The sequence below is a fragment of the Pseudomonas sp. LB1P83 genome, from assembly GCF_054897885.1.
This window is the reverse complement of sequence record NZ_CM142709.1, coordinates 3,230,247-3,253,567: the sequence shown is the minus strand read 5'-3', so window position 1 is coordinate 3,253,567 and position 23,321 is coordinate 3,230,247. Positions and strand designations below refer to the sequence as shown.

Genomic DNA, 23,321 nt, shown 5'->3' with positions numbered 1-23,321 from the left:
ATTGTTAAAAACGGCATGAGCCCCGGTCACCTGGCTGTGCGCGCGCCGGATCCCGCGAGCGTGTTAACATCGCCGCTTTTGCACGATTGACCCGTTGAGAGCTGAGCACTGATGGCCACCAGATCCGTTGTACTCGATACCGAAACCACCGGCATGCCGGTGACCGACGGCCACCGGATTATCGAAATCGGTTGTGTCGAGTTGATCGGTCGGCGCCTGACCGGCCGGCATTTCCACGTTTACCTGCAACCGGATCGCGAGAGTGACGAAGGCGCCATCGGCGTCCACGGCATCACCAACGAATTCCTGGTGGGCAAACCGCGTTTCACTGAAGTGGCCGATGAATTTTTCGAATTCATCAAGGGCGCGCAGCTGATCATCCATAACGCGGCGTTCGACGTTGGCTTCATCAACAACGAATTCGCCCTGATGGGCCAGCACGATCGTGCGGACATCACTCAGCACTGCTCGATCCTCGACACCCTGATGATGGCCCGGGAACGTCACCCGGGTCAGCGCAACAGCCTCGACGCGTTGTGCAAACGTTATGGCGTCGACAACTCGGGCCGTGAACTCCACGGCGCCTTGCTCGACTCCGAGATCCTCGCTGACGTTTACCTGACGATGACCGGCGGCCAGACCAGCCTGTCGCTGGCCGGTAATGCCTCTGATGGCAACGGTTCCGGTGAAGGCGCGGACAACTCCGCCACCGAAATCCGCCGCTTGCCGGCCGATCGCCAGCCTACCCGGATCATCCCCGCCAGCGAAGATGACCTGGCCCGGCACGTCGCGCGCCTGGAAGCCATCGCCAAGTCTGCTGGTGCCCCGTCACTGTGGCAGCAACTGGTCGAGGCCAAGGCACAGGCCTGACCTGTCATATGTCGGGGGGAGGGGGCAGGCTGTGTTGAGTAGAACCGGCACACCTGGCCCGTAGCAGCTGCCGAGCTGCGCGAGGCTGCGTTCGGCGACGAAGTCGTCGTGAAATCAGCCCCCGCGGTGTTCCAGGAAGACCGTGTTTGCAGGGTTTACGGCGACTTCGTCGCCGGACGCAGCCTCGCAGGCTCGGCAGCTGCTACAAAGGCCCGGCATCTCTGTTTTAGCTAGTGTTTGATGGCCACATGATGGTGCACTCATTGACCCGCTTCGGGGCGTCGCGCTCGCCACATGCGCTTGAACCCTCTACCCTGAGGTGATTGGCAGGCTATGGTCTGCAACCTCAGGACACTGAGCCTCATGTATAAAGATTTGAAATTCCCGGTGTTGATCGTCCATCGCGACATCAAGGCCGACACCGTCGCCGGTGACCGCGTACGCGGCATCGCCCGGGAGCTGGAGCAGGAAGGCTTCAGCATCGTTTCGGCGGTGGATTACACCGAAGGGCGGCTGGTCGCTTCGACCCATCACGGCCTCTCCTGCATGTTGATTGCCGCTGAAGACGCCAGCGCCGATTCTCATTTGTTACACAATATGGCTGAGCTGATCGGTCTGGCGCGGGTGCGTGCGCCGGACTTGCCAATCTTCGCGCTGGGCGAACAAGTGACGCTGGAAAACGCCCCGGCCGATGCCATGGCCGAGCTCAATCAGCTGCGCGGCATTCTCTATCTGTTCGAAGACACCGTGCCCTTTCTGGCCCGGCAAGTGGCCCGTGCGGCCCGCAAATACCTTGATGGTTTGCTCCCGCCCTTTTTCAAGGCGCTGGTGCAACACACTGCCGATTCAAACTATTCCTGGCACACGCCCGGTCACGGCGGCGGTGTGGCCTATCACAAGAGCCCGGTCGGGCAGGCGTTTCACCAGTTTTTCGGGGAGAACACCCTGCGTTCGGACCTGTCGGTCTCGGTGCCGGAATTGGGCTCCTTGCTTGATCACACCGGCCCGCTGGCCGAGGCGGAAGCCAGGGCTGCGCGCAATTTCGGCGCCGATCACACCTTTTTCGTAATTAACGGCACTTCGACCGCCAATAAAATCGTCTGGCATTCGATGGTCGCTCGCGATGACCTGGTGCTGGTGGACCGCAACTGCCACAAGTCGGTGCTGCACTCGATCATCATGACCGGCGCGATTCCGCTGTACCTGTGCCCGGAGCGCAATGAATTGGGGATCATCGGTCCGATTCCGCTGAGCGAATTCAGCCGCGAGTCTATTCAGGCCAAGATCGACGCCAGCCCGCTGACGAAGGGCCGTGAGCCCAAGGTCAAGTTGGCCGTGGTGACCAACTCGACCTACGACGGACTCTGCTACAACGCCGAGCTGATCAAGCAGAACCTGGGCAACAGCGTCGAGGTCCTGCATTTCGACGAGGCCTGGTATGCCTACGCGGCGTTCCACGAGTTTTTCGCCGGTCGTTACGGCATGGGCACGTCCCGTGCTGAAGACAGCCCGCTGGTGTTCACCACGCATTCCACACACAAACTGTTGGCCGCGTTCAGCCAGGCTTCGATGATTCATGTCCAGGACGGCGGTGCGCGGCAATTGGACCGCGACCGCTTTAACGAAGCGTTCATGATGCATATCTCGACGTCGCCGCAGTACAGCATCATCGCCTCGCTGGATGTGGCATCGGCGATGATGGAAGGTCCGGCCGGGCGTTCGCTGTTGCAGGAAATGTTCGATGAGGCGTTGAGTTTTCGCCGGGCCCTGGCCAATTTGCGCCAGCACATCGCTGCGGATGACTGGTGGTTTTCCATCTGGCAGCCGCCCTCGGTGGAAGGCATTGACCGCGTTGTCACCGAAGACTGGCTGCTGCAGCCCGACGCCGACTGGCACGGCTTTGGTGGTGTGACCGACGATTACGTGTTGCTCGATCCGATCAAAGTCACCCTGGTCATGCCCGGCCTGACCGCGGGCGGCGCGCTGAGCGAGCGCGGAATCCCGGCGGCGGTGGTCAGCAAGTTCCTTTGGGAACGAGGGTTGGTGGTTGAGAAGACCGGCCTGTATTCCTTCCTTGTACTGTTCTCGATGGGCATCACCAAGGGCAAATGGAGCACGCTGTTGACCGAGCTGCTGGAGTTCAAGCGCAGTTACGACGCCAACGTCAGTCTGGCAACGTGCCTGCCGTGCGTGGCGCAACAGAACGTCGCGCGTTATCAGGGCATGGGATTGCGGGATTTGTGCGATCAATTGCACGCCTGTTATCGCAGCAATGCCACGGCCAAGCACCTCAAACGCATGTACACCGTACTGCCGGAAATCGCCATGAAGCCGGCTGACGCCTATGATCAATTGGTGCGTGGTGAGGTGGAAGCTGTGTCGATCGATGCCCTGGAGGGGCGAATTGCCGCGGTGATGCTGGTTCCGTATCCGCCTGGCATCCCGTTGATCATGCCGGGTGAGCGGTTTACCGAGTCGACCCGGTCGATCATCGATTACCTGTCGTTTGCTCGCACGTTCGACAGCAGTTTCCCCGGGTTTGTCGCTGATGTGCACGGACTGCAAAACGAAGACGAGGGCAATGGACGGCTTTACACCGTTGATTGCATCAAGGAATGAGGACCTTTCCGAGTATGCAACCGATCATGAATCCCAAATACCCAGGCCTCTCGGTGCGTGTCGCAGACGAGGGTTTCGCGCCCTATATCTGGGGCAGCGACTTCAGTTTTGAAGTCGTGGCCTATGGCGCAGCCGAAATCGGCAAACCGGTGGAGCATTGGCCGGTAACGCCGATCACCCCTTATCGAAAGTGCTACGGCATCGATCCCGAAGAGTTCAGCAGTTTTCGCGATGCCGCCGACAGTGCGGTATTCATGGCCTATCTCGATGACGAGCCCGTCGGCCATCTGGTGGTCAGCACCAATTGGAACGGCTTTGCCCATATCGACGAGTTGGCCGTGCATGCGCCGGCGCGCCGTCACGGTGTGGCCAAGGCGCTGCTGGACGTGGCGCAGTTCTGGAGTCGCAAGAAGAAACTGCCGGGCATTATGCTCGAAACCCAGAACAACAATCTGGGTGCCTGTCGATTGTATGAGCGCTGTGGTTTCGTGATTGGCGGGATCGATCATCTGCGTTATCGCGGCATCGACCCGAACACCGCCGAAGTGGCGTTGTTCTGGTATCGCTTGTTCGATAATCCGCTGGAAAACCCGCTCAGCTCGACAACATCGCCGCGGCTTGTTCCGTGATGATCTCCAGCAGCACCTGAACGGCCGGCATTGGCTCGCCGTTCTTCAGGGTCAGGGCATACAGGCTGATCGGCACTGCAGGCGCCAACGGGCAAGCATCCAGACCGCTCGACTTGGCACCGAGGGCGGTAAACGGATCGACGATCGCCAGGCCTTCGCCGGCCTCGACCATGCTGCGCATCATCTGATGCGTCTGCACCCGGGTCTGGATGACCGGGGCAGGGCGCAAGGCATGCAGTTTGTTGTCGAGCGCCGGGCTCAATGGGTCATGACCTTCCAGGCCAACCATCGACTGGCCGGCCAGATCCTGCAACGAAATGTACTTCTGTTTCGGTTGCAGCCAGCCATGGGGCGCTAATAGCTGGAGTTTGCCCTGGGCAATCACCTGGCAATGAATGTCGGCGTGGTCGGGATCATGCAGGCTCAGCCCCAGATCACTTTCACGCAGCAACAGGCTTCTGACGATTTCGCGGGTGGGCTGGCTCAGCAGGGTGCAAGGCGCATCGGGAAGGCGTCGGCGCAGGGCCGCGATGCTGTGGGGCAACAACTGTTGCGCCAACGGCGGGGTGCAGATGATGCGCAGCGGGTGCGCCTGATATTGCTTGAGGCTGCTGGCCAGTCGCTGGACCGGCTCTAGCGCGTCGTAGACGTGGGCGATTTCAACCTGTAGCTCCCGCGCCTCGCGTGTTGCCTGCAAACGTCCACGCACGCTGGAAAACAGCATGAATCCCAACTGATCCTCGGCGTCGCGCAAAAGGCCTTCGACCTCGGCCACCGGCAACTGCAGCCATTCGGCGGCGGTGCCCAGGTGACCGGTCTGCAAGAGCGCGTGGATTACTTCGATATGACGTAAACGCATGCGTGAAGTCCATGTTCAGCAGGTGAGGGAGTCAGTGACTGAATCCTAACTCAAGTGCGCGCATATGACTTCTGCTCATAACGCAGGGTTATGAGGCGACGGTGGTTTCCGGCAGGCTGCCGACATAGGTGTCGGGTTCGCGCACGATGGTGACGTCCGATTGCACCAGCAGAAACTGGTTGTCATCGAGCTTTTTGACGCGATCGCCAATGGCCAGTTTGTAGGTGGTCACAGGCACCGAGCCAGTGAGGCCGTCTGCCGACGGGGTGGATTCCTGGAACTCATGCACGGAATAAACACGGCCTTCCGCGTCTCTTGCATGGAACTGACCGACGAGTACTGCTGCCATCTGCTTAGAACCTCTGGAGATAAATCACTCAATTTGCGGTTCTGTAGACCGTGCTTGGGCGAGGTAAGTTTTCCTACAGGAAAAAAATAGTCAGGGGCGGTGAATTCAGCAGCCCACTGGGTGATTCGTCATCTATAACTACAAGTCTTTCCATCGAACAGTCGAGAATCTTCCATGAGCAACGTCTACACGATCGCCGTACTGGTCGGCAGCTTGAGAAAGGAATCGATCAACCGCAAGGTTGCGCTGGCCCTGGCCGACCTGGCGCCTGCCAATCTCAAGCTCACTATCGTCGAAATCGGCGACTTGCCGCTCTACAACGAAGACATCGATGGAGCTTCACCGCCGGCAGCCTACAGCACTTTCCGACAACAAGTGAGCTCATCCGACGCAGTGCTGTTCGTCACCCCTGAATACAACCGCTCGGTGCCGGCGCCAATGAAGAATGCGATCGACGTGGGGTCGCGCCCGTATGGCAAGAGTGCATGGAGCGGCAAACCGGGTGCGGTGATCAGCGTTTCGCCGGGCGCTGTCGGCGGGTTTGGGGCCAACCATCACTTGCGTCAGTCCATGGTGTTTTTGGATGTGCCGTGTATGCAGCAGCCGGAAGCCTATCTGAACGGCGCCGGGTCGGCGTTTGATGAGGCCGGCAAGTTGTCCGAATCGGTGAGGCCGTTCTTGCAGAAATTTATCGATGCCTATGGGGCATGGGTCGAACAACACAAAAAAGAGTGACTGGAAATCCCCTGTAGCAGCAGCTTTGTGGCGAGGGGATTTATCCCCGTTCGGCTGCGAAGCAGTCGTGAAATCAAGCAACGCGGTGCATCAGACAGACCGTTCGTTCAGGTTTTACGACTGCTGCGCAGCCGAACGGGGATAAATCCCCTCGCCACAGCGCGTTGCTCGGCAGCTGCTACAGAAGCGGGGCAATCCAGTCTTTGCTTTACTGAATATTCGAAATTCCATATATTCACGCCTCGTTTGTCCAGAGGCGTGTCCCCTCATGTCCATTTCTCGCAGTCCCGTCGATATTTTCAAGGCCCTGGCCGATGACACGCGCAGTCGTATTGCACTGCTGATCGCCCGCGAAGGCGAGTTGTGCGTATGTGAATTGACGGCCGGGCTGGAGCTCAGCCAGCCGAAAATCTCCCGTCATCTGGCGCAGTTGCGCAGCAATGGTCTGCTGGCAGACCGGCGTCAGGGTCAGTGGGTTTTTTATCGCCTGCACCCGCAATTGTCGCCGTGGGTCATCACACTGTTGCAGGGCGCACTGGCCGATCACGTTGACTGGCTGGCCGCTGATGTCGACCGTTTGCAGGCAATGGCTGATCGCCCGGTCCGCTGCTGCTAATCCCCGAATTTTCTTTTAAGGCTGCTCCGCATGCTCATCGCGTCGCTGATTTTTCTACTGACCATCACTTTGGTGATCTGGCAACCCAAAGGCCTGGGTGTTGGCTGGAGTGCGGTATTCGGCGCAGTGCTGGCGCTGATTTTCGGGGTGGTGCACCTGGGTGACATCCCGATTGTGTGGCAGATCATCTGGAACGCTACCGGTACCTTCGTGGCGCTGATCATCATCAGCCTGCTGCTGGACGAGGCGGGGTTCTTTGCCTGGGCAGCCTTGCATGTGGCCCGTTGGGGGCGGGGCAGCGGACGTAAACTTTTCGCTTATATGGTGCTGCTTGGCGCGTTGGTGTCAGCATTGTTCGCCAATGACGGCGCGGCACTGATTCTTACGCCCATCGTGATTTCCATGCTGTTGGCGTTGCGCTTTTCTCCGGCCGCCACCCTGGCGTTCGTGATGGGCGCCGGCTTCATCGCCGACACTGCAAGCCTGCCACTGGTGGTGTCGAACCTGGTGAACATCGTTTCGGCGGACTTCTTCAATATCACCTTCAACCGATATGCGGCGGTCATGATTCCGGTCAACTTCGTCAGTGTTGCCGCCACGCTGGCGATGCTGATGTGGTTTTTCCGTCGTGACATTCCCAAGGATTACGACCCCGAACAACTGGAACTTCCGTCGACCGCGATCCATGACAAGACCACGTTTTATGCCGGCTGGGTGGTGCTGGTGATTCTTCTGCTCGGCTGCTTTGCCCTTGAACCGCTGGGCATTCCGATCAGCGCCATTTCTGCCGTATGCGCGGCGTTGCTGCTGGCCATCGCCGCCCGTGGCCACAAGATTTCCACGCGTAAGGTGATTAAAGAAGCACCGTGGCAGATCGTGATTTTCTCGCTGGGCATGTACCTGGTGGTGTATGGCCTGCGCAATGCCGGGCTTACCGGGTATCTGGCCGGGTGGCTGGACGGGTTTGCGAATTACGGCGTTTGGGGCGCGGCCATGGGCACGGGCGTGCTGACGGCGCTGTTGTCGTCGATGATGAACAACATGCCGACAGTGTTGATTGGTTTGCTGTCGATCGATGCAAGCCAGGCCACGGGCGTGGTGAAGGAGGCGATGATTTATGCCAACGTCATTGGCAGCGATCTGGGGCCGAAGATTACCCCGATCGGTAGCCTGGCGACGTTGCTGTGGTTGCATGTGCTGCAGCGCAAGAATATTCAGATTGGCTGGGGGTATTACTTCAAGGTCGGGGTTGTGTTGACGGTGCCGGTTTTGTTGGTGACATTGGCGGCTTTGGCGTTGCGGTTGTCCATTTAGACGGAGGTGGCCCTTTCGCGGGCAAGCCTCGCTCCTACAGGGTGTAGGGTGCTTTTGTAGGAGCGAGGCTTGCCCGCGAAGGGGTCAGACCAGACACTACAATTCTCAGCCACTACCCGGCACATTCGGCCAAAGATCCGCCACCAGAAACAACCGCTCAGCTTCCTCCCAATCACCGTCGGCATTCTCGATCAGCCGCACCATCAGTTGCGCCGGGGCCGAAGGCTCCAGGTCACTGAGCCACGCATTCAACTGTTCGATATTCCAGGTCTGTTCCACAGAATAATGCGCCGGCGCCAGCCAGGCATGGCGGGGCAGGGGTTGCCAGCGGCCGAACGGACGCTGCACGACAAAATCCGCCCAGTCCTTCTGATGCAGCCAGCTGCCGCGCAAATGCTGCGGATGCGCGCCGTTGGGTGGTTCGGCTTGCCCAGGCCACGGATAAAGCAGGTAGCCACCCAGCCACAGATGCGCGCTGAACTGCTGGATATCCAGCGCCGCCAGCACCTCGCGGCTCTCTGGTCGGGCGGAAATCGGCAACTGATGCTGCGACAGGTGCGCCAGTTTGCGGTCCAGCCGATCGTGGCAACCCGGCCCGAGCCACTGTGCTGTGTCGTGTCCGTCACCCTTCTGCGGGCCCAGATAAAGTTTGATTGCCAGTTCCAGGTGATGCACGCCATCGCGGTCGCGCAGCAACATGTCCAGCTCACCCAGCGTGTGGCCTTCGCGGCGTATCGGCATATTGGCGGCAATCAACTCGATACCCGGGGCATGGCGCACGGCGTATTGCCACAAACGTTCGTAATACAGGCCCAGTCGCCGGGTCCTGGCCTGTGCCAGCCAGTGCAGCAAGTCATAACTGTCACGGTCGAGTTGCCTCAGCCACTGTTCCAGCCGATCCGGTGCCTGCACCCAGTCGCTGCCGGCCAGCGGATGACGCTGCGGCCACGGGGTGATGTCGAGCATCGGCGGCGCGAGGATGACCCAGGCCAGGTCGCGCACTTCGGGGTGGCGCAACTGGTGGGGTAACTGGAGCAAATCGGGAAATAGGATCATCTTGCGAGCATAGCCCTAAACATGAGTACACCCTTGTGGCTGAAAGGATTTTGTCTATCCCGCGCTTTCGACCATAATCGTGTTTTTCGCCGTCACAGACCTCAGGGGCCCCATGGAGCAATTTCGTAATATCGGCATCATCGGTCGCCTGGGCAGTTCGCAGGTGCTGGATACCGTCCGCCGACTGAAACGGTTTCTGCTCGATCGTCACCTGCACGTGATTCTCGAAGACACCATCGCCGAAGTCCTGCCGGGTCATGGCCTGCAAACCTCGTCCCGCAAGATGCTCGGCGAAGTATGTGACATGGTGATTGTGGTCGGCGGTGACGGCAGCCTGCTCGGCGCCGCGCGCGCCCTGGCCCGACACAATATTCCGGTGCTCGGCATCAACCGCGGAAGCCTCGGTTTCCTGACCGATATTCGCCCTGATGAACTGGAAGTCAAAGTCGCCGAAGTGCTCGACGGCCACTATCTGGTGGAAAACCGCTTCCTGCTGCAAGCCGAAGTGCGACGCCACGCCGAGGCCATCGGCCAGGGCGACGCACTGAACGACGTGGTGCTGCACCCCGGCAAATCGACGCGGATGATCGAGTTCGAACTGTACATCGACGGCCAGTTCGTCTGCAGCCAGAAGGCCGACGGCCTGATCGTCGCCACGCCCACCGGTTCGACCGCCTATGCACTGTCGGCAGGCGGGCCGATCATGCATCCCAAGCTCGACGCTATTGTGATTGTGCCGATGTACCCCCATACCTTGTCGGGCAGGCCGATTGTGGTCGATGGCAACAGTGAGCTGAAAATCGTCGTGTCCAAAGATATGCAGATTTACCCGCAAGTCTCCTGTGACGGGCAGAACCATTTCACCTGTGCGCCGGGTGACACCATCACCATCAGCAAAAAAGCCCAGAAGCTGCGGCTGATTCACCCGCTCGACCACAACTACTATGAGGTCTGCCGGACCAAACTTGGCTGGGGCAGCCGGTTGGGTGGTGGAGGCGACTGATGCTCGATCCCGCGCGTAGCTACGACCTGATCGGTGACGTGCACGGTTGCGCTCTGACCCTTGAGCACTTGCTCGACCGGCTCGGTTATCACAAACAAGGTGGCGTCTGGCGGCATCCGTCGCGCATGGCGGTGTTCGTCGGTGACATCATCGACCGCGGCCCGCGGATTCGCGAGGCGCTGCACATCGTCCACGACATGGTCGAAGCCGGTCAGGCGCTGTGCATCATGGGCAACCATGAATTCAACGCCCTTGGCTGGGCCACACCGGCGCCGCCGGGCAGCGGCAAGCAGTTCGTGCGCGAACACACGCCGCGTCACGCGCGGCTGCTCGGTGAAACCCTGACCCAGTTTGAAGATCACCCGGGCGACTGGCATGACTTCCAGCAATGGTTCTACGAATTGCCTTTGTTTGTGGACGCCGGACGTTTCCGCGTGGTGCACGCTTGCTGGGATTCCGGCCTGATCGAACCGCTGCGCGCGCTGTTCCCCAATGGATGCGTCGACGAGCATTTCCTCCAGGCCTCGGCCGTGCCGGGCAGTTTTGCCTGCACTGTGTTCGACCGCTTGCTGCGCGGCACCGACATGCGTTTGCCACACGGGCTGACCATGACCAGCGGCGATGGCCTGACGCGTTCGTTCTTCCGCACCAAATTCTGGGAAGACGACCCGCAAACCTACGGAGACATTGTGTTCCAGCCTGATGCCTTGCCCGAACCCGTAGCCCAGACGCCGCTGTCGTCCACCGAAAAAAATACCTTGCTGCGGTACGGTGTCGATGAGCCGCTGTTGTTTGTTGGCCACTACTGGCGCAGCGGAAAACCGGCGCCGATCCGTCCGAACCTGGCCTGCCTGGATTACAGCGCGGTGCTCTACGGCAAACTGGTCGCCTATCGCCTGGATCAGGAAACCCGTCTCGACCCGCGCAAATTTGTCTGGGTCGATGTCGAGCGGCCGGAGGTACTGCAATGAGTACCGTTGCCGTTTTACGCCTGCCGCTGGCGGTGGATTTGAGTGGGTTCGTCAAACTGCTGCAACGCATGCAGGTGCCGCATCGGGTCAGCGAAGAGTCGGGCGAACAGGTGCTGTGGGTGCCGGCAAATATCAGTGACGACGTTCGTTCCTTGTACGAACGTTTCCCGGCGGGTGACCCTGATCAGCAGCTGGACATTCCGCTCGCGCAAACCACCAAACGTCCCGGTTTCGTCGAGCAGCTGCGTCATGCCAAGGCGACGGCGCTGGTGTTGCTGCTGAGCCTGATTGTCGGTGCGGTGACGCTGCTGGGGGAAAATCTCGACACGATGCGCTGGCTGACCTTCCTCGATTTTCGCATCGTCGGCGAGTACATCCATTTTGTTCCCTTGGCGGACAGCCTGGCGGCGGGGCAGTGGTGGCGTCTGGTGACGCCGATGCTGATCCATTTCGGCATCCTGCACCTGGCCATGAACGGCATGTGGTACTGGGAGCTGGGGCGGCGCATCGAGTCGCGCCAGGGCAGCATCAACCTGATCGGCCTGACCTTGCTCTTCAGCCTGGTCTCGAACTACGCCCAGTTTGTTTTCAGCGGCCCGACCTTGTTTGGCGGGTTGTCCGGTGTGCTGTACGGCCTGCTCGGGCATTGCTGGATTTTCCAGATGTTGTCGCCGAACCCCGCTTATCGCCTGCCGCGCGGCGTGCTGGTGATGATGCTGGTGTGGCTGGTGCTGTGCCTGTCGGGGTTGGTCTCAATGATCGGTTTCGGTGAAATCGCCAACGCGGCCCACGTCAGCGGGTTGCTCGTCGGATGCTTGACCGGTTTGTTGGGTGGTTTGTACAACCGCCGTAAACTGGCCGCCTAAACAGTTATGTATTAAAGAGCGGAGCCCTTGATGTCCTCTTTTAACGAAATGATTCAAAACATCACTCCCGATATCTACCAGAGCCTGAAACTGGCGGTGGAAATCGGCAAATGGTCCGACGGTGGCAAACTCACCGCCGAGCAACGCGAACTGTCGTTGCAAGCGATGATCGCCTGGGAAATCCAGAACCTGCCCGAAGAAGAGCGTACTGGCTACATGGGCCCGCAGGAATGCAGTTCGAAGTCGATCAGCGTGCCGAACATTCTGTTCAAGTCGGATGCCGTCCATTGATTGAGATTGGCCGCGGTGCAATCAGCAAAATGTCGGCGCGCCTTGACGGGCCGGACGTGCAGTACGCGTTTCGTCTGGATGACGTCGAGGTGCCGGTCAATCCATTGATCGGCTCCACGGTGCGTCTGGAGTATTTGGGGGCGATTCATTGTTCCCATTGCGGGCGCAAGACCAAAACCAGTTTCAGCCAGGGGTATTGCTACCCGTGCATGACCAAACTGGCGCAGTGCGATCTCTGCATCATGAGCCCGGAGCGTTGCCACTACGACGCCGGCACGTGCCGTGAGCCGGAGTGGGGCGAGAAGTTCTGCATGACCGATCACATTGTGTATCTGTCGAACTCGTCCGGGGTGAAGGTCGGGATTACCCGCGCCACCCAGCTGCCGACTCGCTGGATCGATCAGGGCGCCCGTCAGGCGTTGCCAATCATGCGTGTCTCGACCCGCCAGCAATCGGGGTTTGTCGAAGACCTGTTCCGCAGTCAGGTGGCGGACAAGACCAATTGGCGTGCTTTACTCAAGGGCGACGCGGTGTCGGTGAACCTGGCCGAGGTTCGCGATCAGCTATTTGATAGTTGCGCCGAAGGTTTGCAAGGTTTGCAGGAACGATTCGGCCTACAAGCAATCCAGACTATTGCCGATGTAGATGTCCTCGAAATCCGCTATCCGGTCGAGCAATACCCGGCCAAAATCGTCAGCTTCAACCTGGACAAGAATCCGATTGCCGAAGGCACGCTGTTGGGGATCAAGGGCCAATACCTGATATTCGACACCGGCGTGATCAATATTCGTAAATACACGGCTTATCAGCTCGCCGTGCATCAGTAAGGACTCCAGCATGCGCACCGAACAACCGAAGATGATTTACCTGAAGGACTATCAGGCGCCCGAGTACCTGATCGACGAGACACACCTGACCTTCGAGTTGTTCGAGGACCACAGCCTGGTCCATGCGCAACTGGTGATGCGCCGCAATCCTGAGCGTGGCCCGGGCCTGCCGCCGCTGGTGCTGGATGGCCAGCAACTCGAACTGCTGTCGGTCACCTTGGCTGACAACGAGTTGAGCGACGCTGATTATCAGTTGAGTGAAAACCATCTGACCCTGCACCCGACCAGCACCACGTTCACGGTCGATACCAGCGTCAAGATCCACCCGGAAACCAACACCGCCCTGGAAGGACTGTACAAATCCGGCACGATGTTCTGCACCCAGTGCGAGGCCGAAGGTTTCCGCAAGATCACCTACTACCTCGACCGTCCGGACGTGATGAGCACCTTCACCACCACGGTCGTCGCCGAGCAGCACAGCTATCCGGTGTTGCTGTCCAACGGCAACCCGATTGCCTCAGGTCCTGGCGAAGAGGGCCGGCACTGGGCGACCTGGGAAGACCCGTTCAAGAAACCGGCGTACCTGTTCGCGCTGGTGGCCGGTGACTTGTGGTGCGTCGAAGACACCTTCACCACCATGAGCGAGCGCACTGTGGCGCTGCGCATTTATGTCGAGCCGGAAAACATCGACAAGTGCCAGCACGCGATGAACAGCCTGAAGAAGTCTATGCGCTGGGACGAAGAGGTCTACGGTCGCGAGTACGATCTGGACATTTTCATGATTGTCGCGGTCAACGACTTCAACATGGGCGCCATGGAGAACAAGGGCCTCAACATCTTTAACTCCAGCGCCGTGCTGGCCCGCGCCGAAACCGCGACCGACGCCGCGCACCAGCGTGTCGAAGCGATCGTCGCTCACGAGTACTTCCACAACTGGTCGGGCAACCGCGTCACCTGCCGCGACTGGTTCCAGTTGTCGCTCAAGGAAGGCTTCACCGTGTTCCGCGATTCGGGTTTCTCCGCCGACATGAACTCGGCGACCGTGAAGCGCATTCAGGACGTGGCTTACCTGCGTACCCATCAGTTCGCCGAAGACGCAGGTCCCATGGCTCACGCCGTGCGCCCGGACAGCTTCATCGAGATTTCCAACTTCTATACCCTGACCGTGTACGAAAAGGGTTCGGAAGTGGTCGGCATGATCCACACCTTGCTCGGCGCCGAAGGCTTCCGCAAAGGCAGCGACCTGTACTTCGAACGCCATGACGGCCAGGCCGTGACGTGCGATGACTTCATCAAGGCGATGGAAGACGCAAACGGTGTCGACCTGACCCAGTTCAAACGCTGGTACAGCCAGGCCGGTACGCCGCGCCTGGCGGTGAGCGAGTCCTACGACGCAGCAGCGAAAACCTACAGCCTGACCTTCCGCCAGAGCTGCCCGGCGACCCCGGACAAGGTTGAAAAACTGCCGTTCGTGATTCCTGTGGAATTGGGCCTGCTGGACCCGAAAGGGGCGGCCATTGCGTTGCGTCTTTCCGGTGAAGCCAGTGCCCAAGGCACTTCGCGGGTCATTTCGGTGACCGAAGCCGAGCAGACCTTCACCTTCGTCGACATCGCCGAACAGCCGCTGCCTTCGTTGCTGCGCGGCTTCTCGGCACCGGTGAAACTGAGCTTCCCGTACAACCGCGATCAACTGATGTTCCTGATGCAGCACGACAGCGACGGTTTCAACCGCTGGGATGCCGGTCAGCAATTGTCGGTTCAGGTGCTGCAAGAGCTGATCGCTCAGCAGCAGAAGGGCGAGAAACTGGTGCTGGATCAACGCCTGATTTCTGCCTTGCGCACCGTGCTGTCCGACGAGACGCTGGACCAGGCGATGGTTGCGGAAATGCTTTCGCTGCCGGGTGAGGCGTATCTGACAGAAATCAGTGAAGTGGCTGACGTCGATGCCATCCATATCGCTCGCGAGTTTGCCCGCAAGCAATTGACTGAAGGTTTGTTCGAAGCGTTGTGGCTGCGTTATCAGGCCAACCGCGATCTGTCTAAGAAGACCCCGTATGTGGCCGAGGCCGAGCATTTTGCACGTCGCGCGTTGCAGAACATTGCGCTGTCGTACCTGATGCTCAGCGGCAAGCCGGAAGTATTGGCGGCAACGCTTGAACAATTTGAGACCAGCGACAATATGACTGAGCGCCTGACGGCGTTGGCGGTGTTGGTCAACTCGCCCTATGAAGAAGACAAAGCCCGGGCGCTGGCGAGTTTTGCCGAGCACTTCAAGGACAATCCGCTGGTCATGGATCAGTGGTTCAGTGTCCAGGCGGGCAGCACGTTGCCGGGTGGTCTGGAGCGTGTTCGTCAGTTGATGGAGCATCCGGCGTTCAACATCAAGAACCCGAACAAGGTGCGGGCACTGGTCGGCGCGTTTGCCGGGCAGAACCTGATCAACTTCCATGCGGCTGATGGTTCCGGGTATCGCTTCCTGGCGGATCTGGTGATCGAGTTGAACGGGTTTAACCCGCAGATCGCTTCTCGCCAACTGGCACCGCTGACTCGCTGGCGCAAGTATGACGATGCGCGTCAGGCGTTGATGAAAGGTGAGTTGGAGCGGATTCGCGCTTCGGGTCAGCTGTCCAGTGATGTGTTTGAAGTGGTCAGCAAAAGCCTGGCCTGAGTTGGGGGCTTGTTTCCGCGGGGTGTATATCCATTCCTGCGGTAACGGCCGCTTAGGGTTTCGCCCTTACGGCGACTCACTTTTTTTTCAAACGCCAAAAAAAAGTAAGCAAAAAAAGGCTCGCCCCGAGCGTCCGGCCCCTCGCTAAGGCTCGGCGTTCCTTCGCTCCGGTATCCATCCGGGGACACTGCCCTCCGGTTGGCTTCGCTGCACCTACATGCAGCGTGTTCGACTGCGTCGAACGGCGCTTTGCGCCACTCCCCGGATGAACACCTCCACTCAGCCTCCCGAAAGGGGCGGGTGGATCAAGATCAAAAGCTGAAGGCGAGCTAACGCTCGGCCTGATGAGTGGTGAAGAGCAAGAGCCGTACGCTGCTCTGCTTGCTTTTTGTAGGAGCGAGGCTTGCCCGCGAAGGCGGCCTGATAGCCGACCGATTTCTTGCAGGTGTACATCAATCCACTGTGGGAGTGAGCCTGCTCGCGATGGCGGTGTGTCAGGTAAAGCAATGTTGATCGAACTACCGCAATCGCGAGCAGGCTCGCTCCTACAGGTGTGAGGATGTTGTGGCTGCGGCTGCGGCTGCGGCTTTTGACGTTGATCTTGATCTTGATCTTGATCTTTCGCCCCATCGGCAGGCCGAGCGTAGGTGTTCATCAGGGGGTGGGCGCGAAGCGCCGTGCGGCGAAGCCGCACACATCGAGAGGAGGTCGTCGCGAAGCAGACCGTAGGCGATGCCCCCTGATGGGCACCGTAGCGAGGGAACGCGGAGCCTCAGCGAGGCGCCGTACGCTGGGGCGAAGCCTTTTGCTTACTTTTCGCTGGGCCGGCATTCCGGCGTCTGAAAAAGTGAGTCGCTGTAAGAGCGAAACCGCCAGCAGCCGTTACCGCAGAAACGGATATGTACTCCGAACCCCGAACCCCGAGCCCCAAACAAACCCAGAAACCCCAATCACCCCACCTGATACCCAATCATTCACCCAAACCGCATTCCGCCCCAGTTAACAAAACATAACGTGGCGTCGATTGTCAGACCTTTCCAAACCCCGATAGGATAAGCCAGCTTCCGAAGGGGCTCTAGATTGCGCATTTCAGGACTATGCTCCAGAACAGGCAATCCCGATGAGCACCCCTTACGGCGCCCTGAAAGGTTGAATGACCTAACAATAATAATGGGGGAAGGTCTATGAGTGAGCCTGTCATGGGTGTGGGTATTTGCCGCCCGCCGGCATTACGCAAGTTCGCGTTGCTGGCTACAGCGCTCTCGCTGTTGGGTTGTGCGGTGCTGTCGGCACCTGCGTTGGCCGCTGCGGCGCCAGCGTCCGACATTGTTTATGCCGTTGAATCTGCCAAAGCCAGCAAGAGCCTGATGCTCGACGTCGTGCACGCCGGCAAGCGCCTGGTGGCCGTCGGTGATCGCGGGCACATTCTGTATTCCGATGACCAGGGTGCCACCTGGACCCAGGCCAAGGTGCCTACCCGGCAATTGCTGACCTCGGTTTTTTTCGCCGATGACAAACACGGCTGGGCCGTCGGCCATGACGCACAGATCCTCGCCAGCGAGGACGGTGGTGCTACCTGGACCAAGCAATTCGAAGATTTGAAACGCGAATCGCCGCTGCTCGACGTCTGGTTCCAGGACGTCAACAGCGGCTTTGCCGTGGGTGCTTACGGTGCGTTGCTGGCAACCACCGACGGTGGCAAGCACTGGGAAGATGCCAGTGATCGCCTCGACAACGAAGACCAGTACCACCTCAACGGCATTGCGGCGGTCAAGGATGCCGGGCTGTTCATCGTCGGCGAGCAGGGCAGCATGTTCCGCTCTGCCGACTGGGGCCAGACCTGGGAAAAGCTTGAAGGCCCATACGAAGGTTCGCTGTTCGGCGTGATCGGCACCGCTCAGGCCAACACGCTGCTGGCATACGGGTTGCGCGGCAATCTGTTCCGCTCCACCGATTTCGGCACGACCTGGGAGCCGGTCGAGCTCAAGGCTGCCCGCGGTGCGCTGGAGTTCGGTCTGTCTGGCGCAACCTTGCTCGATGACGGCTCCATCGTGATCGTCGGCAACGGCGGCTCGGTGATCCGCAGCAACGACAACGGCGAAAACTTCAGCGTGTTCAACCGTTCGGATCGCATTTCCGTTTCGGCGGTGACTGCAGCAGGCGACGGTAATCTGATTCTGGCGGGACAGGGCGGCGTTCGCATCACCTCGCCAACCGGCGCCGGCGCAGAGAATGGAAAAAACGGGTCGTCCAAATGAGCCGGGCAAATAATAAGAAGGCGGGTCTATGACATCCTTGAGCAGTCATCACCAAGACAAGGCGACGTTTCTTGAACGCCTGATTTTCAACAACCGCCCGGCAGTGATCGTCATCTGCCTGCTGGTCAGCATCTTCCTGTTCTGGCAGGCGACGCTGATCCGGCCGTCCACCAGTTTCGAAAAAATGATCCCCCTGGAGCATCCATTCATCCAAAAGATGATGGAGCACCGTAACGATCTGGCGAACCTTGGCAACACGGTGCGCATTTCGGTGGAAGCCACCGATGGCGACATCTTCTCCAAGGAATACATGGAGACCCTGCGTCAGATCAACGACGAGGTGTTCTACATTTCCGGTGTCGATCGTTCCGGCCTCAAGTCGTTGTGGAGCCCGAGCGTACGCTGGACCGAGGTGACAGAGGAGGGTTTCGCCGGTGGCGAAGTGATCCCTCAGAGCTATAACGGCTCCCAGCAAAGCCTCGACCTGCTGCGCAACAACGTGCTCAAGTCCGGTCAGGTCGGGCGTCTGGTGGCCAACGACTTCAAGTCGAGCATCGTCGATATCCCGCTGCTGGAGTCCTACCCGGATCCGCAGGACCAGGGCAAGTTGCTGGCGCTGGACTACCGCAAGTTCTCCCACGAACTTGAAGAAAAGATTCGCGACAAGTTTGAAGCGCAGAACCCTAACGTGCAGATCCACATCGTCGGTTTCGCCAAGAAAGTCGGCGACCTGATCGATGGCCTGGTCATGGTGGTGATGTTCTTCGGCGTCGCCTTCATCATTACGCTGATCCTGCTGTACTGGTTCACCAACTGCATGCGCAGCACCGTGGCGGTGTTGAGTACGACGCTGGTGGCGGTGGTCTGGCAGCTGGGTCTGATGCACTTCTTTGGTTTCGGACTCGATCCGTATTCGATGCTGGTGCCGTTCCTGATCTTCGCCATCGGTATTTCCCACGGCGTGCAGAAGATCAACGGGATCGCCCTGCAGTCCAGCGAAGCCGACAACGCCTTGACCGCCGCACGACGCACGTTCCGTCAATTGTTCCTGCCGGGGATGATCGCGATCCTCGCGGACGCGGTGGGCTTCATCACGCTGCTGATCATCGACATCGGTGTGATTCGTGAACTGGCCATTGGCGCATCCATCGGTGTGGCGGTGATCGTGTTCACCAACCTGATTCTGCTGCCGGTGGCGATTTCCTACGTCGGCATCAGCAAACGCGCCGTCGAACGCAGCAAGAAAGACGCACACCGCGAACACCCGTTCTGGCGCCTGCTGTCGAGCTTCGCCAGCCCGAAAGTCGCACCGGTGTCGATCATCCTGGCCTTGCTGGCCTTCGGTGGCGGCCTCTGGTACAGCCAGAACCTGAAGATCGGTGACCTCGACCAGGGTGCTCCCGAGTTGCGTCCGGACTCGCGATACAACAAGGACAACAACTTCATCATCAGCAACTACTCCACCAGTTCCGACGTGTTGGTGGTGATGGTCAAGACCAAGTCCGAAGGCTGCTCGCGCTACGAAGCCATGGCGCCGATCGATGAGCTGATGTGGAAGATGCAGAACACCGAGGGCGTGCAGTCGGCGATCTCGCTGGTGACGGTGTCCAAGCAGATGATCAAGGGCATGAACGAGGGCAACCTGAAATGGGAAACCCTGTCGCGCAACCCTGACGTACTGAACAACTCCATCGCCCGTGCCGATGGCTTGTACAACAACAGTTGCTCCCTGGCGCCGGTGCTGGTGTTCCTCAACGACCACAAGGCCGCCACCCTGGATCGCGCGGTGCATGCGGTGCAGGACTTCGCCAAGGAAAACAACAAGGACGGCCTGGAATTCATCCTCGCGGCGGGTAACGCCGGCATTGAGGCGGCCACCAACGAGGTGATCAAGGAATCCGAGCTGACCATCCTGATCCTCGTCTACATCTGCGTCGCGACCATGTGCATGATCACCTTCCGTTCCTGGGCGGCGACCTTGTGCATCGTGCTGCCGCTTGTGCTGACGTCGGTACTTGGCAACGCCCTGATGGCCTTCATGGGCATCGGCGTGAAAGTCGCGACCCTGCCGGTGGTGGCGCTGGGTGTGGGGATTGGCGTGGACTACGGGATCTACATCTACAGCCGTCTGGAAAGCTTCCTGCGTGCCGGCCTGCCGTTGCAAGAGGCGTACTACCAGACGCTGAAGTCCACCGGTAAAGCCGTACTGTTCACCGGCCTGTGCCTGGCGATCGGCGTGTGCACCTGGATCTTCTCGGCGATCAAGTTCCAGGCCGACATGGGCCTGATGCTGACCTTCATGCTGCTCTGGAACATGTTCGGTGCGCTTTGGCTGTTGCCAGCGCTGGCGCGTTTCCTGATCAAGCCGGAGAAACTGGCGGGGCAGAAGGGCAACTCGTTGTTCGCTCACTGATCCCTGGCTGAAACAAAAAAAGCCGCAACAAGGGTTGCGGCTTTTTTATGCCTCAAATTTCACACCAAACCCCCTGTAGGAGCGAGGCTTGCCCGCGAAGGGGTATGTCAGTCAATACAGGTGTCGACTGGCCCACCGCCTTCGCGGGCAAGCCTCGCTCCTACAGGGATGTGTGGTGGTTATGAGGGATCGGTACCTAGCACGACATTCAACGCGCTTCGCGCATCATCCAGCTGTACGAGGGTGGCATGCCGCGCACCCAGCGCATCACGATTTTCGATCGCCGTCAGAATCGCCTTGTGCCGCGGCAACGCCAGTTCATGCAGATTCGGCCGCTGATTGGAATGCTTCAGCGCTTCAGCAATCGCCACCGACAGCATGTTGCACAGGTTGGCCAGCAGATCGTTGTGGGTCGCATCGGCGATCCGGCTGTGAAAGTCCAGGTCCGGCTGCAACAAGGCTTCAGGCGTCGGTGCGGCTTCCATGCGCTGGTAGGCTTCACCGATGGAGGCGATGTCCGCGTCGGTGGCGAATTGCGCGGCGAGGGCGGCGGCAGCGGGTTCGATGATGCTGCGCACGCTGGTCAGCAAGTCGAAGAATTGATTCTGCGGGCTGCTTTGCATCAGCCAGTGCAGCACATCCGGATCGAGCATGTGCCATTCTTTGCGCTGCTTGACCACGGTGCCGACCCGCGGACGGGAATACACCAGGCCTTTGGCAACCAGTACGCGGGTGGCTTCGCGCAGCACCGGGCGGCTGACCGCGTACTCCTCGCACAGCAGGGCTTCGGCGGGCAGTTTGTCACACGGTTTGAAGCGCCCGGAAACGATCTGCATGCCCAATTCCTGGACGATGCGCGAGTGCATGCTTTTGCGGTCGGAGGGTTTGCGGTAATCCATGGGGAACGGCGCGATCCTGTGCGATGGAGATGCCGCGCATGATAGCAGGCGCGGCGCGGACGGTCGCCAGAGCAAGCACGGTCCTGAATCAGATGAAGAACCAATGTGGGCGTGAGCCTGCTCGCGATAGCGGTAGTTCAGTCAACATCAATGTTGAATGTTCGACCGCTATCGCGAGCAGGCTCACTCCTACAGGGGGGGGTGATCAGTGGGAATGGCGGGGCACTTCGGAGCCGCGGCAACCGACCAGGAAGTCGAAGTCGCAGCCCTGATCCGCTTGCAGCACATGGTCGATGTACAGCTGACGATAACCGCCCACGATCAATTGCTGCGGCGGTTGCAGATCCGCCATGCGCGCTGCCAGTTCCGCATCCGGAATGTCCAGATGCAAACGCCCATTGGCGCAATCAAGCTCGATCCAGTCGCCTTCCTTCACTGTCGCCAAAGGCCCGCCGGCCGCCGCTTCCGGGGCAACGTGCAAAACCACCGTGCCGTACGCCGTGCCGCTCATGCGCGCGTCGGAAATGCGCACCATGTCAGTCACGCCCTGAGCCAACAGCTTCGCCGGCAAGCCCATGTTGCCGACTTCAGCCATGCCCGGATAACCCTTCGGCCCGCAATTCTTCATCACCAGAATCGAGTTGGCATCGACGTCCAGTTCGGGATCGTTGATCCGCGCCTTGTACATGTCGAAGTTCTCGAACACCACTGCACGCCCACGGTGCTGCATCAATTCGGCACTGGCCGCAGACGGCTTGAGCACTGCACCCAGAGGTGCGAGGTTGCCGCGCAACACGCAAATGCCGCCGTCAGCGCGGATCGGGTTGTCGAGGGTACGGATCACTTCGTCCTGGCCGTAGATCGGCGCGTCCTTGGTGTTCTCGCCGAGGGTCTTGCCGTTGACGGTCAAGGCGTTCGGATTGGGGATCAGATTGGCTTCGCCGAGGCGGCGCAATACCGCTGGCAGACCGCCGGCGTAGTAGAACTCTTCCATCAGGAAGCGCCCGGACGGTTGCAAGTCGACGATGGTCGGCATGCCGCGACCCATGCGCGTCCAGTCATCCAGGTCCAGTTCGACGCCGATGCGACCGGCGATGGCTTTCAAGTGGATCACGGCGTTGGTCGAACCACCGATGGCGGCGTTCACACGGATGGCGTTTTCGAAGGCTTCCTTGGTCAGGATCTTCGACAGCTTCAAGTCCTCGCGAACCATTTCCACTGCGCGCATGCCGGACATGTGCGCCAACACATAACGGCGTGCATCAACGGCTGGAATCGCCGCGTTATGGGGCAGGGACGTGCCCAGAGCTTCAGCCATGCACGCCATGGTCGATGCGGTGCCCATGGTGTTACAAGTACCCGCCGAGCGGGACATGCCGCCCTCGGCCGCGAGGAAATCGTCGAGGGTGATGGTGCCGGCTTTCACTTGTTCGCTGAGCTGCCAGACCACGGTCCCGGAGCCAATGTCCTGGCCTTTGTGCTTGCCGTTGAGCATCGGCCCGCCGGTGACAACAATGGCCGGCACGTCGCAACTGGCGGCGCCCATCAACAGCGCCGGGGTGGTTTTGTCGCAACCGGTCAGCAGCACCACGCCATCAATCGGGTTGCCGCGAATCGCTTCTTCGACGTCCATGCTCGTCAGGTTGCGGGTGAACATGGCGGTGGGGCGCAGGTTCGATTCGCCATTAGAGAACACCGGGAACTCAACCGGCCAACCACCGGCCTCGATCACCCCGCGTTTGACGTGCTCCGCGATCTGGCGGAAATGCGCGTTGCACGGGGTCAGTTCCGACCAGGTGTTGCAGATGCCGATGATCGGCTTGCCGTGGAACTGGTGGTCGGCGATGCCCTGATTCTTCATCCAGCTGCGGTACATAAAGCCGTTCTTGTCGGCGGTGCCAAACCATTGGGCGGAGCGCAGGTTGGGTTTCTTATCAGACATGATCGATTCTCTTATTGTATGACTATATTGTTCGAGCTACGGCGTAACATAAGCGCAATTTCGCCGCTTTGGAAGTGTTGTTGGGTAATTAGTATTACTATATAGTCGCTTTCAACGGAGGGATTGCCCTGGCGAT

Annotated in this window: 20 protein-coding genes; 14 read left to right on the top strand and 6 right to left on the bottom strand. The window is 59.6% G+C overall.

The genetic code is table 11. The annotated features are described in order from the left end of the window. Positions 1 to 111 precede the first annotated feature (111 nt). The 3 genes from dnaQ (at position 112) to ACYZTY_RS14860 (ending at position 4,118) form a co-directional block, all read left to right on the top strand. The gene (gene dnaQ, locus ACYZTY_RS14870) at positions 112 to 870 is read left to right on the top strand and encodes a DNA polymerase III subunit epsilon (protein WP_010459800.1); all 759 of its coding nucleotides are present in this window, start codon (positions 112 to 114) and stop codon (positions 868 to 870) included. A gap of 363 nt (positions 871 to 1,233) precedes the next feature. Next, the gene (locus ACYZTY_RS14865; RefSeq protein ID WP_461959150.1) at positions 1,234 to 3,489 is read left to right on the top strand and encodes an Orn/Lys/Arg family decarboxylase; all 2,256 of its coding nucleotides are present in this window, start codon (positions 1,234 to 1,236) and stop codon (positions 3,487 to 3,489) included. Positions 3,490 to 3,503: 14 nt separating this feature from the next. Next, positions 3,504 to 4,118, top strand: coding sequence for a GNAT family N-acetyltransferase (locus ACYZTY_RS14860; RefSeq protein ID WP_461959149.1), 615 nt, complete (start codon positions 3,504 to 3,506; stop codon positions 4,116 to 4,118). On the opposite strand, the gene ACYZTY_RS14855 is transcribed toward ACYZTY_RS14860, so the two are convergent. Together ACYZTY_RS14855 and ACYZTY_RS14850 are read right to left on the bottom strand one after the other, a co-directional pair. After that, a complete protein-coding gene (locus ACYZTY_RS14855) occupies positions 4,084 to 4,977 on the bottom strand; it encodes a LysR family transcriptional regulator (protein ID WP_461959148.1) in 894 nt (297 codons plus the stop codon). The genes ACYZTY_RS14860 and ACYZTY_RS14855 overlap by 35 nt on opposite strands. Before the next feature lie 88 nt (positions 4,978 to 5,065). Then, entirely contained in the window at positions 5,066 to 5,326 is a 261-nt protein-coding gene (locus tag ACYZTY_RS14850) for a hypothetical protein (RefSeq protein WP_461959147.1), read from the bottom strand. A gap of 174 nt (positions 5,327 to 5,500) precedes the next feature. On the opposite strand from ACYZTY_RS14850, the gene ACYZTY_RS14845 reads away from it, so the two are divergent. From ACYZTY_RS14845 to ACYZTY_RS14835, 3 genes are all read left to right on the top strand, one after another. Further along, positions 5,501 to 6,061 (top strand): NADPH-dependent FMN reductase, encoded by a 561-nt coding sequence (locus ACYZTY_RS14845; protein WP_461959146.1) that lies wholly within the window; start codon positions 5,501 to 5,503, stop codon positions 6,059 to 6,061. A 268-nt stretch (positions 6,062 to 6,329) separates the two neighbouring features. Next, a complete protein-coding gene (locus tag ACYZTY_RS14840; protein WP_461959145.1) occupies positions 6,330 to 6,677 on the top strand; it encodes a metalloregulator ArsR/SmtB family transcription factor in 348 nt (115 codons plus the stop codon). Between the two features lie 30 nt (positions 6,678 to 6,707). Further along, positions 6,708 to 7,991 carry an arsenic transporter gene (locus ACYZTY_RS14835; protein ID WP_461959144.1) on the top strand — a complete coding sequence of 428 codons (1,284 nt, stop codon included), beginning with the start codon at positions 6,708 to 6,710 and terminating at the stop codon, positions 7,989 to 7,991. A gap of 105 nt (positions 7,992 to 8,096) precedes the next feature. On the opposite strand, the gene ACYZTY_RS14830 is transcribed toward ACYZTY_RS14835, so the two are convergent. Continuing rightward, on the bottom strand, positions 8,097 to 9,047 hold the full coding sequence (locus ACYZTY_RS14830; RefSeq protein ID WP_461959143.1) for a DUF1853 family protein: 951 nt from the start codon (positions 9,045 to 9,047) through the stop codon (positions 8,097 to 8,099). A gap of 112 nt (positions 9,048 to 9,159) precedes the next feature. On the opposite strand from ACYZTY_RS14830, the gene ACYZTY_RS14825 reads away from it, so the two are divergent. From ACYZTY_RS14825 to pepN, 6 genes are read left to right on the top strand one after another with little or no spacing between them, the layout of a single operon-like run. Continuing rightward, entirely contained in the window at positions 9,160 to 10,050 is an 891-nt protein-coding gene (locus ACYZTY_RS14825) for an NAD(+) kinase (protein ID WP_010459816.1), read from the top strand. Continuing rightward, complete coding sequence (locus tag ACYZTY_RS14820) at positions 10,050 to 11,021, top strand: metallophosphoesterase (RefSeq protein ID WP_461959142.1); 972 nt, start codon at positions 10,050 to 10,052, stop codon at positions 11,019 to 11,021. The genes ACYZTY_RS14825 and ACYZTY_RS14820 overlap by 1 nt, the downstream gene beginning before the upstream one ends. Further along, positions 11,018 to 11,887 (top strand): rhomboid family intramembrane serine protease, encoded by an 870-nt coding sequence (locus ACYZTY_RS14815; RefSeq protein WP_461959141.1) that lies wholly within the window; start codon positions 11,018 to 11,020, stop codon positions 11,885 to 11,887. Before ACYZTY_RS14820 ends, ACYZTY_RS14815 begins: the two co-directional genes overlap by 4 nt. Before the next feature lie 30 nt (positions 11,888 to 11,917). Next, a complete protein-coding gene (locus ACYZTY_RS14810; RefSeq protein ID WP_090183249.1) occupies positions 11,918 to 12,178 on the top strand; it encodes a YeaC family protein in 261 nt (86 codons plus the stop codon). Next, positions 12,175 to 13,005 (top strand): DUF2797 domain-containing protein, encoded by an 831-nt coding sequence (locus ACYZTY_RS14805; RefSeq protein WP_461959140.1) that lies wholly within the window; start codon positions 12,175 to 12,177, stop codon positions 13,003 to 13,005. Before ACYZTY_RS14810 ends, ACYZTY_RS14805 begins: the two co-directional genes overlap by 4 nt. Before the next feature lie 10 nt (positions 13,006 to 13,015). Further along, the gene (gene pepN, locus ACYZTY_RS14800; protein ID WP_461959139.1) at positions 13,016 to 15,673 is read left to right on the top strand and encodes an aminopeptidase N; all 2,658 of its coding nucleotides are present in this window, start codon (positions 13,016 to 13,018) and stop codon (positions 15,671 to 15,673) included. Positions 15,674 to 15,952: 279 nt separating this feature from the next. On the opposite strand, the gene ACYZTY_RS14795 is transcribed toward pepN, so the two are convergent. Further along, positions 15,953 to 16,303, bottom strand: coding sequence for a hypothetical protein (locus ACYZTY_RS14795; RefSeq protein WP_461959138.1), 351 nt, complete (start codon positions 16,301 to 16,303; stop codon positions 15,953 to 15,955). A gap of 554 nt (positions 16,304 to 16,857) precedes the next feature. Here ACYZTY_RS14795 and ACYZTY_RS14790 point away from each other — a divergent pair. Further along, positions 16,858 to 17,931 (top strand): WD40/YVTN/BNR-like repeat-containing protein, encoded by a 1,074-nt coding sequence (locus ACYZTY_RS14790; protein WP_461959137.1) that lies wholly within the window; start codon positions 16,858 to 16,860, stop codon positions 17,929 to 17,931. A 28-nt stretch (positions 17,932 to 17,959) separates the two neighbouring features. Beyond that, on the top strand, positions 17,960 to 20,344 hold the full coding sequence (locus ACYZTY_RS14785) for an efflux RND transporter permease subunit (RefSeq protein ID WP_131062059.1): 2,385 nt from the start codon (positions 17,960 to 17,962) through the stop codon (positions 20,342 to 20,344). A 179-nt stretch (positions 20,345 to 20,523) separates the two neighbouring features. Here the strand turns inward: ACYZTY_RS14785 and ACYZTY_RS14780 are convergent, their stop codons facing one another. Together ACYZTY_RS14780 and ACYZTY_RS14775 are read right to left on the bottom strand one after the other, a co-directional pair. Then, positions 20,524 to 21,243: a FadR/GntR family transcriptional regulator gene (locus tag ACYZTY_RS14780; protein WP_461959136.1), complete on the bottom strand. Its 720-nt coding sequence runs from the start codon at positions 21,241 to 21,243 to the stop codon at positions 20,524 to 20,526. A 205-nt stretch (positions 21,244 to 21,448) separates the two neighbouring features. Beyond that, complete coding sequence (locus ACYZTY_RS14775) at positions 21,449 to 23,185, bottom strand: IlvD/Edd family dehydratase (protein ID WP_461959135.1); 1,737 nt, start codon at positions 23,183 to 23,185, stop codon at positions 21,449 to 21,451. Positions 23,186 to 23,321: the final 136 nt, after the last annotated feature.